Source organism: Photobacterium sp. HL06 (genome assembly GCF_059552575.1).
The window spans coordinates 1,123,799-1,138,949 of sequence record NZ_CM183915.1; the positions used below are offsets into that span (position 1 = coordinate 1,123,799).

The window sequence follows — 15,151 nt, forward strand, 5'->3', positions numbered from 1 at the left end:
AGTAAAAGGTGGCAGTTGGAGTCAGCAAGAATAAATGCCTGCCGCTTAAGCGGGTACTTAGGATCCACCGATACGTATGTACCTCCAGCTTTTAGCACAGAGATCAGGGCGACAATCAAATCAGGAGTACGATTCATGCATAGCGCCACGGGGCGATCAGGCCCTACTCCCCGCTCTATCAATTGATACGCTAACTGGTTAGCCCGCTGGTTCAGGATAGAATAGGAAAAAGCCTCTCCTTGATATTCAAGGGCAGTCGCATCGGGTGTTTTGGCAACCTGCTGCTCGAATAAATGATGAATACACAGTCGTGGTTCAGAGCTCTGGGCTAGAGGGGGATTGTTGAGCAGCCGGGAGCGCTCAGCGTCTGTCAGCATCTCAATATCAGACAGCTTAACTGCCGAGTTCGTGATCACGCCCTCCATGGTGTTGCGCAGATGCCGGGTCAGCCTTTGGATCGTTTCTGGCTTGAATAACGCAGCGCAATACTCAACGTTCAGCGTCAATTGCCCGTGATCTTCAAAGCAAATCAGCGAAATATCATATTTGGTCTGGGAATAGACAGGCTGACCGATCGAAACTTGCCTCACCCCATTAAGCTCCAGCTGCGGCAAGTCCATATTCAGCAATACCAGCATGATCTGGAATACAGGGGAATACGCACTACTCCGGCTGTAATTCAGTTTGTCCACCAGCATATCGAAAGGCAGGTCCTGATGCTGATCGGCTTCCTTGATTGTCTGGCTGACCTGCTTGAGCACATCGCAAAACGCCGGATCGCCGTCAAGCTCGGTACGCAGCGCCAGCGTATTGACAAAAAAGCCAACCATAGACTCGAACTCGTAGTTGGTTCGGCCCGAGAAAGGCGATCCGACCACAATATCCTTCTCGCCGCTATGACGCGACAACACAACAGCAAGCAGGGCGTGCAGAACAGCAAAGAGAGTCACATTTTGCTCGCGGGCCAGCTGGTAAAGGGAGGCTGTTTCGGCGACCGATAGCTGAAGCGTCTCGACTTGGCTTTGATAGGACTGGTAATTCGCCCTCGGGTAGTCAAGCGGCAGGCTGTGCAGCTCCGGGGCCCCCTCCAGTTTTTTGCGCCAGTATGCCAGCGACGGGGCGATATTTTGTTCAAACTGCACTTTGCTCCGCCAATGGACATAGTCCGTGTACTGAAAGGCAGGCTCCGGGAGAGAAGGGGCGATACCGGCGGCAAAGCTATTGTACAGCGACTGCAACTCGGTGGTGATCACCCGCCAGGACCAACCGTCCATGGCGATATGATGCATGACCATAAACAGCAGATACTCATCGTCGCTGAAGCGAACCAGCCTGGCCCTGAGCATCAAATCCTTTTCGAGATCAAAAGGCCGGCATGATTCTGCCTCTAGGATTGCCCTTTCACGTTGGCTTTTTTCCGTTTCACCAAGCCTTCGCAGATCATCTATGCTGAGCTCAAAGCCGGATGCCGGCTGCACATTCTGCCACAGCCCCTGGTCGGTATATTGATAAGTAGTCCGGATAATTTCATGGCGGCGCACCAGTTCTGAAAACGCCCGGTTTAAGGCATCTTGATCCAGGTCGCCTTTCAGGTAATAACGATAGCCGGGCTCGAGATAGGCAGCTTCAGCTCCTTCCTGTTGGCTGATAATCCACAATCCTCGCTGCCCGTTATGGGCCGGGAATTTATCGGCATTATTTTTTGAGTTCTTTATTAAAGTCGGCTGCCTGTTATTTCCGAGCAGAGAGATAATCTCTTTTTTATGGGCAATAACTTGATCACGAAGCTGGCTGGGCAGTTTACCTTTCACCCTTAGATTACTTCCTTCGACTTCCAGCTTGCAGCCAGATAATTTTAATTTATTAAGTAACTCAATCACACTCATACTAAATTCCCGAATACAGCTAGCCAGCCACATGGGTAATGGCTGGTATGATTAGCTTCTAAATTATTGTGTTTGGTTTTATAGGAAGATAAAAATAATCAGGTATCCAAACTATCCATAGTTTTTCTGAGCTCGTTAATTAAATTCCCTCTGCCGCTATACTTCACAAAGAAATTATTAACAAACAAAACAAATCCACTCCTCGTCTCTGGGTCTATTTCTACCTTTGCCATAATCCCCGGCCCGCCCCCGTCATGCCCCCACATAACTCGGCCATTTCGGCCAGAAAATTGAAACCAGCCTAACCCAATTCCAAAACCTGTCCAGCTATCGTTGCGCTGCATAGAGAACATTTGATTGATGGTTTCAGGCTTTAATAACTGGTTGTGGTTTACCTTCCCGCTATTCAAAAATGCAATCAGGAATTTGGCAAAAGAATTAACTGTCGTTCCCAGTAATGCCGAAGGGTAAAACGGTGAAAAATAATCGCAGCTTTCGACTGCATAATAACCTTTTCCATCACCTGATTCGACTGCGCCAGTACTCAGGTAACCTTTATCTTGCATCGCTTTAGTATAAACCGCCATAATAGGTGCACGCTGGCTTTTGGTGGCCTCATAGGGAGTGATCAGCCGCATTTTATCCAGACTTCCTTTTGACCAGGCGGTATTATCCATCCCGATTCGGTCAAATATCTCTTCTTTGCAATATTGTTCGAAAGTTATTCCAGATACGCACTCAACCAGATAGGCCGCTATAACAGAGTTGATACTTGAATACCCTGACAAGACCCCCAGAGGATCATTCTTTATATTGTCAAAGTCACCCGGCCGGTAGTTATCAAACACCAAGTCAGGCGAATAGTGTTTTCCGGTTTCCAGGATATTTTCCAGCACCCACATCTTTAAATCCATCGTATAGGACTTACAGAACATATCCGCCATCGTGTTCGGGGCGGACATCAGCTTCCGGCTTGAAAACGAAGAGGAATGGGTCAGCAAGTGATAGGGGGTAATCACCGTATCCGGGTAACGTGGGTTTCTGATTTTCGCCCCGGCATAGCGGCTAATATCGCCATGCAGTTCAATCTGCTGTTTTTCAATCAGCTGCATCAGTGCCGTCCATGCCACCAGCTTAGACACCGAGCCGATTGTCTGCCATATGCTGTCGGCACTCATCGGCGTGCGGGTTTCGATATCCTGGTAGCCGTAACCTTTTGACCATACCAGTTCGCCACCTTTAATAATTGCGGCACCGATACTGGCTGCCGGTAGATCAGTAAGAGCTTCATTAAATAGTGTATCGAGCTTCTCCTGATATGTTTTTTCCCTATCATTGAGCATTACAGAAGCCGTTGCTCCCGCACCAGCTATTGCCGCAACTTTAATCAAATTCCTTCTCGATATTTTTTTCATTATCACCACCTAACCAAATTGAAAAATAATAATTATTTACTCATCCCAAGCTTTCAATTTCTGCAGCTATTTCTGCTTGATCAGCCAATAAAGCATTGAGATCTTTTTCTTGTGTTAATGGGTTACAGAATACAGCCCGAAAAACAACGTTTCTCACCTCACCATCGACGAGTGTGGTTGAGGAAACAAAGGTATTCCCTTTCATAAATTGCTGCTTTTGTATTTGTTGATTAATATCATTAGTTATCATAAGTTCATTGTTATTTAATTTTTCTCCCGCTTCATTTTTAGCGCGAAGTTTTGCGGGGATATAACGGTAAACAACAATATTTAGATCGGGTTCCTGAACCAAGGAAAAAATATTCGACGACTTTATCTTTTTTGTAAATAATTCAGCGGTCGACAGCGTCATATCCATGACGTGCTGTAGCCCATCATCTCCCCACATATTAATCAGGGCATGCAACATCAGTACTGAAGCCGGCCTTGAACCTTCAATGGTATAACGACCAAGATCGTAGCTGCCTTTCTTACACTGATAAGCCGTATTGTTCTCTGAATGTGTCGCGAAGGTTGGTGACTTAAAGATACAAAGGCTGGTTCCCATTGGGATATACAACTGCTTGTGAGCACAGATCGTCACCGTATCTGCGAATTCGATGCCATTCATTAATTCCCTGTGCTTCTGGGAGAACACGTATGCACCTCCCCACGCCGCATCAGCATGAAAGTGCACACCGAATTCTTTCGCTAGCAAACCTATTTCTTCGAGTGGATCGACACTGCCGGTTTCTGTTGCTCCGGCAATACCAATAACAGCCAGTACATGAACGTTCTCTTGACGACACTGGTGTAAACATTCTCGCATCTGCTCCAAATCGACCTGGCCGTTACGATGCGTATCAAGGCGAATTACATTCTTTTCGCCAAGTCCCAATAACTTGGCAGCCTTATCGATAGAGTAATGCATTCTCTTCGAGCCGATGATAACAACATCCTTGCGACCATAATGGTTTAGGGCGGCAACTAGGCCTTCCTTCGCCAGCCCTGCAAAATGCGCATCGGCACAAAATGCCGCATTAAGGGCATAGCTCAAGCTGGTAATATTGGCGAGTGTCCCTCCGCCGGTAATCACCCCCAGGCTTCGTTCCGGGCAGTGCATATTTTGCTCGTAAAACTCTGTAGGCTGGCGATAGATCTTATTATGAATAACCCCTAAGACCTGGCGTTCAATCAAAGTCAAAACGCTGGATGTTTCAACTTTTACCTGGTTTTGGTTCATACGAGATACAGCACTCGCAACTTCAGTGATAAATTCAGGTAGCGGCGCTGTCATGTGGCCAAGATACTTATTTGAAAATGTGTTTACTGTATTCGGAAATACAACATTTTCCAGAAATGCAAGGTATTCATCTGGTGAGGTTGGCGTTTTGTTTATCTCTACACTATCAAAACTATCCCTGCTATTTTCAAGTTTCAGGCCCGAATTGATCTTCTCATCATTATCATGGCGGGGCAGGTAATGGTTGAGCATCCCTGAAAACGATAACTGGTAAAGCTCTTTCACCTTAGCGTCATGATTTATCGATTTTTCTTTCTCAAAAGAAAGTAATTCATTTTCCAGCAGGCACTCCATAAGGCTCATAGCAATTCTCCCAGGTCCATTACAAAGTCTTCTGTTTCATCGGCGTGGTTTGTGCTTATCATTTCCGCAATCATGACCTGATCTTTAATTGTTTGTGCTTCCATTAGCGCTGAGACAGTTAGCCCTGTACCAAAGTGCTCATTAATTCGGTTAACCAGCCTTAGCATGACGAGCGAGTCACCACCGAGTTCAAAAAACGCATCATCTAGCCCTGGCTGGACTATACCCAGCTCATCGCTCCAAAAATCAGCGACTAACTTCTCATTGGGTGTTTCCGGTGCCCGGTAGGGAATGTCCGATATTGGCCGTTGCCGCTTTCCCAACATCTCCTCTTCAGAGGCTTCTATTCCATTCGCGTCATTTAAGCGGTAGTTTTCCTGGCCTTTTAAAACCAACTCAAATGTTTGCTTGTCGAACGGATACAACGGAAGCGAAATACGGCATGCATTCTCCTGCGGGTTCAACTGCATCCAGTTAATATCGAAGCCATTTTCGTACAACATTCCCGCGGCATTAAACAGCGGCTCAATATCTGAAATGGTCTCTTTTTGATGGCGTGTCAGGCTAATCACCAAATGCGAAGGCTGTATACCCGGATGCTGACGTATTAGCGAGCCAAGTGTTTTACCAGGCCCCATATCCAGAAAAACAGCATTTTGCGCTTTCATCATCAGCTCGATCCCCTTGTTAAAGCAGACCGTCTCGCGCAAGTGCCTCACCCAATAGTCTGGGTTTAGCACCTCGTCAGTTACCCAATACCCCGTCAGCGTCGAAATATACGGAATGGCCGGTGCCTGTATCGAAATAGAGGCGACATGGCTGGCGAATTCAGCCAGGATCCCGTCCATCATATAAGAGTGATAAGCATGGCTGACAGGTAGACGCTGGAAGGATGCTCCCGCCTTACCCAGCAGGCTCTCTACCTGTTCAATCGACTCCTCCTGACCTGACAGCACACACTGGCTTGGTCCATTGACAGCCGCCAAATTTACTGTCTCGGACAGGTATTGCCGCACTTCATCTTCAGTCAAAGAGACACCCAGCATGCTGCCTTTTTCGGCTTGTGACATCAGCCGACCTCTTGTTACTACGAGGTTCAGCGCATCATCAAGTGTCATCACTTGCGAGATACAAGCTGCTACATATTCGCCAAGGCTATGGCCAATCATTCCCTTGGGTTCGATTCCCCACCTAATTAACACCTTCGCCAGTGAATACTGAACAATAAACAATGCCGGCTGGACCAGCCTGGTATCATTAAGCTTGTCGGCATCGTGTTGTTCACCGCTTATTATTGCAGCCAGATCGTCGCGGAGCTGTTCAGGTAACAAGGCTAGGCATTGGTTTACTACATGGCGAAACGGCCTGTAGGCCATGAATAATTCGCCGAACATCCCCTGGTACTGGGCACCTTGGCCCGGAAACATTAGAAATACGTCTTTTTTCTGATCCAACGGCAGGGAACGGGAGGGTTGCTCCAATACTTGTTGAGCCTCTTTTGCCGTTCGGCAAACAACGGCTTGGCGCCGGGCAAAATGACCCCGCCCCGCCCCTAATGTATAGGCAACATCAGCTAGCGACACATGCGGAGATCGATTCATGAAATCGGCCAACTGGTGTTTAGCTGCACGCAATGCATTGGTTGACTTTGCCGAAACAGGGAGGACAACCCAACTCTCTTCATTATTGCTTTTCGCCGGGGCTTGCGGTGGCTCTTCTACAATCACATGCGCATTGGTTCCGCCGATCCCGAACGAACTCACCCCGGCACGGTATGGCCGCAGTGCACCCTCCCAATTCCATAATCGACTATTGACCTGAAACGGGCTAGATGCGAAATCAATCTGAGTGTTGGCATGTCGATAATGCAGTGAGGCCGGAACCTTCTTGTGGTGAACAGCCAAAGCACTTTTTATCAGGCCCGCAATCCCGGCAGCTGCTTCAGCATGACCAATATTGGACTTCACCGAGCCTAACCGACATAGTGGTGTTTCTCGGCCTTTAAATACATTGGTCAGCGCCTTGACTTCTATCGGATCGCCAAGCTGGGTTGCTGTGCCATGGGCTTCGATATACCCAATCGAATCCGGGTCTACTTGGGCATCGGCAAATGCGCCACGAATGACCGCCTCCTGGCCATGAATACCCGGTGCCAAATATCCCGCTTTTTGCCTTCCGTCATTATTAACCGCAGCGCCTTTTATGACCGCAATAATGTTATCACCGTCATTAAGAGCACGATCCAGAAGCTTCAAAGCAACAACGCCAACCCCTTCGGTAAAGACGGTCCCATCAGCCTCGGCATCGAAAGGCCGGCATATCCCGCTTTCCGACAGCATCATGCCACTCTGGCGCGTATAGCCTTGCTTGACAGGTTTGACCGAAGCCGCACCAGATAAGGCAATATCACAGCTGCCTTCACGCAGTGACTGAATGGCCGAGTGCGTTGCAACAAGTCCGGTAGAGCAAGCGGTTTGAACCGTAACAGCAGGCCCCGTCAGGCCAATGGCATACGCTATCCGGGTAGCAATAAAATCGCGGTCAGCCAAGGTATGCAATGTCATAATGTCTGAGAACTGCTCGCTTTCAACCGCTCGAGAAGCCCGGTTCATCCAGTCAATATTGCAGCTGCTGCTAGCACCCACATACAGGCCTATAGCACCAGGGTAGTTTGCTGGAACATACCCTGCATTTTCGAGCGCATGCCAGCACTGCTGGTGCAATAGACGAGACTGGGGATCCATCAATTCGGCATCTTTTAACGGATAATTAAAAAAGGCCGCATCAAATTCATCGGTTCCTTCTACATACCCTCCCCGGGCAACATAGTCTTCATGGCTATAGCGCGAAGATGACAGACCTGCCTCAGCCAATTCCTGATCGGAGAATTGAGTCATGAGCTCTTCACCTTCGAGCAGTTTTTGCCAAAATTCATCAATATTGGCCGCGCCTGGAAAAATGCCGGCCATGCCAATAATGGCAATATCCTTGCCGCCTGTTTTATGCTCCTTTTCGACTTGGCCTGCCTGTGCATTATTGCCGAACAGTTCTGGCTTGCGATTGGATAGCATCTCTCCCATCGCAGCGATATTCGGGGCTTCAAACAGCGCGACGGTATTAAGGCAAAGGTTGAAGTGATGATTAACTTGACTAATCAACCGGGCTGAAAGCACTGAATTGCCGCCAAGCTCAAAGAAGTTAGCATGATCATCGATTCCCTCGACTCCCAGGACATCCATCCATATAGATCGAAGATCAGAAATAATAATCGAAGAGTGATGCCGGCGGGTTGTATCAAGCCATCGTGCTGATAATAACGCCGAGATTGTATGAATGCGTTCGACAAATTCCCCAGCCTTTAAAGCATGCTGAAGCGAGGTCCGCTTTATCTTGCCGATGCTGGTTTTAGGAAATTGATCTTCTGTGACAGGCAGGACAACCGATGCGGCCAAGCCAACGCTTTTACCCAGTACCCGTTTAATTTGTACAATCTGGGAGAGGTAATGCGTATCATCTGTTGCTATAAATGCCTCGTCTTCAGGGACGTAAAATACAGCGATAGACTCCGAATCATTGTGGCTGTAGCCGACTACAGCCACAGAACCGGATCGTACCCCGTCAATGTCGGCAATCATTCCTTCCAGCTGGTGGCTATAATGGTTAGCTCCATTGATGATAATCACATCCTTAAGCCTACCCGTTACAAACAGCCGTTGTTGATCAATAAAACCCAGATCGCCCGTCCTGAACCATCCATTGCTGCCGTGACACAATTTATGCCCTGCCAGCTGTATCTCTCCCACTTCCCGCTCTTTGAGCACCTGCTGATCTGAATCGACAATTTGCATAGCCAATCCCGGCAATACGCATCCAAGCGATGTGACTCTGGCCTCCGTATCTCCAGCGCCATCAATTGCCTTCAAATCTTTAACGCTGTCCTCAGGCGTCCACGACTGCTCAAAGCTCACTCCAGCAGCTGCTTCGGCCATTCCATACGAGGGTTGGATCACCGTATTCCTGATGCCTGCAGAATCGAATGCCTGAAGAAAATGCGCCACGCTATCGGCAGCAACAGCCTCGCCACCGCTGACAATCTGTTCAAGCCAGGAAAGATCACAGATCTTATGATCAGGCTCTTTCACCAACTGCTCAAGAACCTGTTTGAAGATAAAATTAGGCGCAAAGCAATGTGTTACCTGATGCAGCTCTAGTTGGCGTACCCAATACAGCGGATCGGCTAATACCAGTGACGTCGCTAGATGGATTTGCTGGCGACCGAGATAAACATCATGTAAATGAACAGCCAGTAAAGCGATGACATGATCAAACGGCAGCCAGTTCAATGAAACATGATCACAATGATAATGGCAGTGCTGATTTACAGAATGGATTTGCCCCAGTACTGCCGCCTCACTAATGGCTATAACTTTCGCTTCGCCAGTGCTGCCAGAGGTAAGTTGGTAAAATAAAGGTGATGCAGCGCCAGCAGTTTGAAGATCCGGCATGGTTGTCGGGGGCATATCAAGCAAGGCGCCAGATCTAAGTAGTTCAGCTCCGATGATGACGTCTTCGGCTTGGCTAATTCGTCGGAAACCTTCGTCACAGCAAATGACGAACTCTGGCTCTAGTACTGAGATAGCCTGGCATAGTTTAGTTTTATTGATATCGTCACCGGTGTACTCAGGTGCTAGCATTACCGTCAACGACGGCCTGCCTGCAAGTACACACCCCCAAAACGCGGTAATATAAGCAGACATCTCCCCAGCAACTAAAACAACTGCGCGCTGACTTTGACTATCGGCCTGGGCTAGGCAAGCCGCCACCGTGCGCGCATTTTGATACAGCTGTTGATAGGTAATCGTTTGTTGATCGCCAGTAGCTTCACTGAAAGTTAACGTTTTCTGAGGAAAATTAGCGGCTGTTCGTGACAAGGCATCAGCCATCGATGTCGGTGCTTTTTCAGGCACAATAACATCTTCACCTTTGCAGATTGCATCCTGTTTTAGGCAAACAACGTTGACAATTACTCTATCGACCAAAATGGGGGCATGCCTGACGAGATAGGCATATACTGAACTTTCATCGATGTTAGTTGATGTACTCGAGAATAATGTGAACGTTGCAATATCATCGTTTATGCAAACCAGTATATCTACAATATTTTTCTCATGGGAAAGCAACGATTTAAGTTTCTTTTCAATGTCATATGAAGTAACAACAGTGGAGTGCTTATAATAAGACTCCATTAATGCCGAAAACTCACTCCACAGTTCAACCATTCCTATCTCCTCGGAACTATTAGATGCGTTATAGAAATATAATTCTTTACTGGTATATGTTTATAATCAATTTAGCCATCATTTAGATGCCCAGATATCATGGCCTGATAGGTATATGATTCATTATTATAGGATGGATAATAAGCAGATATGTTTTTGAATCCGGCATCTGACAACAGCTGTTTCCACTTTTGAGCTTTAATAAGTGGAGAAAATGAGATCCTTTCATCATCCTTAAATAACCACCAACCATCGGTAAGACCAAATGTAACAGTGGCAAATATCGAGAAATCCGTTAACTCATTAATGATAACAACCCCTCCCGGACGTAATAGTTTTACAATGTTATCAATAACGGGAGTTATATCCGATGTGGCATGTAAAACATTGGCCGCATATATAACATCAAACAGCCCATTCTTTTTTATGACGTCTTCATTTTGATTTTCAATATCAACAACTGAAAATCGAGTGAAAGGATATTGAGCAGAAAACCTCTTTTCAGCTTCTTTCACCAAACTTAGAGAAATATCACTTACACACAGCTCCGCCTTGATATCAGACTGCTCAAGCGCCTTCATTACCGGTAAGGTTGTTGCGCAGGTACCCGCACCGATTTCAAGAACTCGAGGTATAGAATTTCTTGATGTCTCAATACGTCTCAGCTCATCAACAACTTGCTTGCCTATAGTCAAGTTAAGATCATCTTGCAAAGCGTTACCTTGGTAAGTTCGTGCAACTAATTCAGACTGACCGTCAGGAAAAAGAACTTGCAATCCATCAAGTTTCCCCGCAATAACTGCGGGGAGGCTTCTTGCACACTGAAGAAGTAGATTCAAGTGTGAATCGATAGAGGGGCAATTATCGATAAGACTCGCTTTAAGCTCCGCGAGCTCTTTCATCGATTTTACTGCAGACTTATCTATCGTATAGCCCTGCTCGTGACTGTTCCATTGTAATATCCCCTCTTTATCAATAATAAAAAGGCATGCTTGAAGTAATGCTTCTTTCTCTTTACAAACAGGTATTGAAGATATTGGCCTGGCTAAACCTGTACTGTCTTCAAACCCTAACGTTAACATCGCGTGAGCAACTAGGTGAGTCGCCATTATTTCCACACCAGAAAATGCATCGATGTAAGCCGTTAAGGCTTTTTTTTCCAATTGATTGTTCTTCATCACAGGACGAGCCTTTTATTTACTAACGTTCACTAAAAGCTTTATCTTTCATTTGAATCAGTGGTGATAAAAAATATTCAACAAGCTTTCTCTCGCCCGTTTTTATCTCACTCAACACTGACATTCCTGGTGTTAACTTAAGCCGATTATCATGATAGTCGATATACTGCTGGTCGAGTTTAACCTTCACTTCAAAATACAAACCATTGTCAACAAGCTCTATTGCATCGGGAGACACAGCCTTTACAGTACCAGTCAACTTTCCATACTGGGTATAAGGATAACTTTCAACTTTTATGATGGTATCGGCTCCGAGCCGAACAAACCCTATATCTCGGTTGGGTACATACACAACAACTTCGAGTTCAGTTTCATCTGGAATAATTTGCATTACCGGCTGTGCTTCAAGTAATACCTCTCCTGCTCGGTAAGCCTGCAGCTGATGGACGACACCTGAAACCGGAGACCTTAGCTGACTATGGGCTATGCGGGTTTGAATTCTTTTTAGCTCTTCCTTGGCCGTAGTATACTCTTCTAAAGTACTTAGCCGCTCTGTTGCAACTGAGCTTTTCATGGCAGCTTTGAAACTCAGCTTTTCTTGCCTTACTTGATTAATGGAGGCATCGATACGCCTGATCTTTTGCTTGAGTACATACAGTTCCTGCTCATCTGCAATCAAGTTTCTTCGCTCATCAAGCCATGATAGCCGAGAAAGCACTTTTTGCTCACTGAGCACTCTCTTGGCACCTTCTTGCTCGGTGGATATTTCCAAGAATTGCTCGAGTTTATTAATCAAGGCCGTAACTTCATCTTTCTCGGCAATTTTTTCTTGATTTTTTCCATCAAATCTTTGGAGTTCGGCGAAATAACTATTTATTTCTGAGTCCATCTTCAGTTGTTGGTGCTCAATAAATCCCGGATCAATCTGCATTGAACCCGTTAGCTTCTCCTTATTTTTACGCTCTTGAGTGATAGCAGCATCAGTCAGCGTCAAGCGCGCTAAGACAAGCTCCTGATACGCTATTTTTCTCTCAAGATGAGCTCTATCGACATCATATTCTGTACTATCTAGCTCTACCAGCAATTGTCCAGCTGAGACATGTTCGCCCTCCTCAACCAGCAATCGGCTAATTTTGCCCACCGTTACAGGTTGTATCCTTGTCAAGTGAGAAACTGTCTCAATCTTGCCATATCCGGATACCAAAATATTGATATGCCCCATTGAGGCCCACAACACGAATGCACCAAATATCATACAGATGAGTATCAGCATCAGCTGGGCTCCGATAGCAGGAGGACGCTGTTGCAGCCGGATCATCGAAGGAGAGAATGACATTTCGTCGGCATAAAATAGTTTTGCGCTTAACCATCGACCAAACATAGCTCACCCCCTGCCTGCTGCTTATACAATTGGGCGTAAGTGCCACCAGTAAGGCACAGTTCATCATGTGATCCTTGCTCGACGATCTGGCCTTGATCCATCGTAATGATCCGGTCAGCATCCCTGACCGTCGATAAGCGATGGGCAATAATGATGACTGTTCGCCCTTCACTGATCTCTTTCATTCTTTCTTGAATAATGTGCTCGGACTGATAATCCAGCGCACTTGTTGCTTCGTCGAAAATAAGAATCCTAGGATTAGTTACCAAAGCTCTTGCAATAGCAATCCTCTGCCTTTGTCCTCCAGAAAGGTTGCCTCCTCGCTCCTCTAACACCGTGTCATAACCATGAGGCATCTGCATGATAAAATCATGGGCTCCAACCATTTGCGCCGCCTCAATAACCTTTTCCAGGCTTAATGTAGGATCTCCCATCGCGATATTATTTTTGACCGTTGTTGCAAACAACACATTATCTTGCAATACAACGCCTATCTGCTGACGTAGCCATACCGGATCAATCTGATTTATGTCTTGGCCATCAAATAAAATCTGGCCGTTATCAGGCCGATAAAGTTTATTCAATAAACGGACTAACGTACTTTTACCCGATCCCGAGCGTCCAACCACCCCTACGACTTCCCCCTTTTTAATGGTGACTGAAACCTGATCCAATGTTATTGGTCCATCGGGTAAATAGGAGAAGCAGACTTGGTCAAGCTCAATGTTTCCTTCAAGCTTAGCCGGGGTAAGAAAGTGTTGATTAGGTAGTGACTCTTCTTCGGCGTTTAAGATCTCTGCCAAGCGAACAACAGCAACGCGTGCTTTCTGTAAACTTTGCCATAAATGAGCAAGACGAATTACAGGCATCATAATATTCGTTGTTAGCATACTAAAGGCAATTAGCTGACCAATTGTCAAACTTCCAGAAATAACCAGATGAGCACCAAAGAACAAAACAAACACCGTTGTTAACTTACTTATTAACTCAACGCCTTGGACTCCTCTCGCCTGAACCATTTTCCCCTTGAAAACAGTTTGAACAAACTCTGACAAGATGGTGTCCCAATGTCGGCTCATATTACCTTCAATACCAAGGCTTTTCAGCGTTTCGATACCGGATACATTCTCAACAAGAAAGGAGTTATTTCTAGCGCCTAATCCAAACTGGCGATCAAGGTTTTTGAAGAAAGCGGGAACATTCAAAGAGAGCAATACTACGTATAGTATAATTGACGCAATAACAACCATCGTTAAAGTCGGGCTGTATATATACATCACGGCTATTAACACTAATGTGAATGCCAAATCAATAATCATAGTGACCGTCGAATCATTCAGAAACTGACTGATATTTTCAAGCTCTCTCACTCTTGATAAAATTTGCCCTACAGAGTTTTTTGAAAAGTATGAAAAAGGTAAAGACATTAGCTTTGCAAATACTTTTGAGCCAAGACTTGCATCTATTCTAGTTATTGTATGGTAGAATATATAATCTCTCAGCAATGCTAATGTGACATCAAAAATGGATATAACAACCATTCCTGCGGTGAGTAAAATCAGGGTATCAATGTTATGATGGACAAGTATCTTGTCAACCACAACTTGGAAAAAGAACGGCGTAACCAAGGCAAAACATTGTAGGAGTAAAGTAGCGAGAAGAAGCTGCCCAATAACAGCCCGGTGCCTTAGAAAAGTAGAAAACAGCCATTTAAAACCAAAAAGCCGCTCCGGCTCTGCCACAGGCTCAATAGAGACGACCTCACCACTCCACAACTCAGAAAATTCATTTACATCAATATCTTTTGCACTATCATCCTCGAGTATAACAGTAACTTTACTGGGCAATACATTGATCACTACAGCCCATTGGCCACTTTTAGCTCTTGCCATTAGAGGTAAATTGAAGTGCCCCAGTTCTAGCAAGTTGGTGTGTTCGAATTTAGCCGTCAAACCATATTTTCTGGCGGATTTAATAATAGACTTGATACTTAGCTCATCGTCCAATCCAGAGTGCTTTTTTATAAGTTCATCTTCAGAAACAGATATACCTTGATTGCTATAGAGTTTATACAATGCCTGGTATCCAGTCATGACGTTTGTGCTACTCACCGTATTAAGAACCTGTTCATATCATCCTGCTGACAAGGATTTTTAATTAATATAATCATCATAACAATTGATAAGTTTCTGTCTAAATGATTACTCATGAACAGAGGCATAACCTCGGCTCAGTTCACAAAACAGCCTATTCTCTTATCAAAAAAATAATTAAACAGACCAAACCAATCGCAGTTCAAATAAAAAGCAAAATCACATATTGACTTATCCATATTTAAATACAGAATAGTGAAAATTTCACACAGCA

7 protein-coding genes (1 of these 7 only partly in view) are annotated in these 15,151 nt (G+C 45.6%); all 7 read right to left on the minus strand.

Annotated elements, in window-relative coordinates; all coding sequences use genetic code 11:
• A protein-coding gene (locus AC51G0_RS23295) for an amino acid adenylation domain-containing protein (protein WP_496304037.1) crosses the window boundary here: on the minus strand, window positions 1-1,886 show its 5' portion. Its footprint begins 9,265 nt before the window's first position; 1,886 of the gene's 11,151 nt are visible here — the first part of the coding sequence; its start codon is at window positions 1,884-1,886; the stop codon falls past the left edge of the window.
• A gap of 98 nt (window positions 1,887-1,984) precedes the next feature.
• Window positions 1,985-3,301, minus strand: coding sequence for a serine hydrolase domain-containing protein (locus AC51G0_RS23300; protein WP_496304038.1), 1,317 nt, complete (start codon window positions 3,299-3,301; stop codon window positions 1,985-1,987).
• 40 nt (window positions 3,302-3,341) lie between these two features.
• A complete protein-coding gene (locus tag AC51G0_RS23305; RefSeq protein WP_496304039.1) occupies window positions 3,342-4,946 on the minus strand; it encodes an aminotransferase class V-fold PLP-dependent enzyme in 1,605 nt (534 codons plus the stop codon).
• Window positions 4,943-10,225 carry a beta-ketoacyl synthase N-terminal-like domain-containing protein gene (locus AC51G0_RS23310; protein ID WP_496304040.1) on the minus strand — a complete coding sequence of 1,761 codons (5,283 nt, stop codon included), beginning with the start codon at window positions 10,223-10,225 and terminating at the stop codon, window positions 4,943-4,945. The genes AC51G0_RS23305 and AC51G0_RS23310 overlap by 4 nt, the downstream gene beginning before the upstream one ends.
• A gap of 71 nt (window positions 10,226-10,296) precedes the next feature.
• Window positions 10,297-11,403: a class I SAM-dependent methyltransferase gene (locus AC51G0_RS23315; RefSeq protein ID WP_496304186.1), complete on the minus strand. Its 1,107-nt coding sequence runs from the start codon at window positions 11,401-11,403 to the stop codon at window positions 10,297-10,299.
• A gap of 22 nt (window positions 11,404-11,425) precedes the next feature.
• Window positions 11,426-12,784, minus strand: a complete 1,359-nt coding sequence (locus AC51G0_RS23320; protein WP_496304041.1) for an HlyD family type I secretion periplasmic adaptor subunit — start codon at window positions 12,782-12,784, stop codon at window positions 11,426-11,428.
• On the minus strand, window positions 12,766-14,877 hold the full coding sequence (locus tag AC51G0_RS23325) for a peptidase domain-containing ABC transporter (protein ID WP_496304042.1): 2,112 nt from the start codon (window positions 14,875-14,877) through the stop codon (window positions 12,766-12,768). Before AC51G0_RS23325 ends, AC51G0_RS23320 begins: the two co-directional genes overlap by 19 nt.
• Window positions 14,878-15,151 lie beyond the last annotated feature (274 nt).

What these genes read in the sequence shown, in the direction of transcription:
- AC51G0_RS23305 (WP_496304039.1), bottom strand. Translation starts at nt 4,946, where the DNA reads ATGAGCCTTATGGAGTGCCTGCTGGAAAATGAATTACTTTCTTTTGAG.
- AC51G0_RS23315 (WP_496304186.1), bottom strand. Translation starts at nt 11,403, where the DNA reads ATGAAGAACAATCAATTGGAAAAAAAAGCCTTAACGGCTTACATCGAT.
- AC51G0_RS23300 (WP_496304038.1), bottom strand. Translation starts at nt 3,301, where the DNA reads ATGAAAAAAATATCGAGAAGGAATTTGATTAAAGTTGCGGCAATAGCT.
- AC51G0_RS23310 (WP_496304040.1), bottom strand. Translation starts at nt 10,225, where the DNA reads ATGGTTGAACTGTGGAGTGAGTTTTCGGCATTAATGGAGTCTTATTAT.
- AC51G0_RS23325 (WP_496304042.1), bottom strand. Translation starts at nt 14,877, where the DNA reads ATGACTGGATACCAGGCATTGTATAAACTCTATAGCAATCAAGGTATA.
- AC51G0_RS23320 (WP_496304041.1), bottom strand. Translation starts at nt 12,784, where the DNA reads ATGTTTGGTCGATGGTTAAGCGCAAAACTATTTTATGCCGACGAAATG.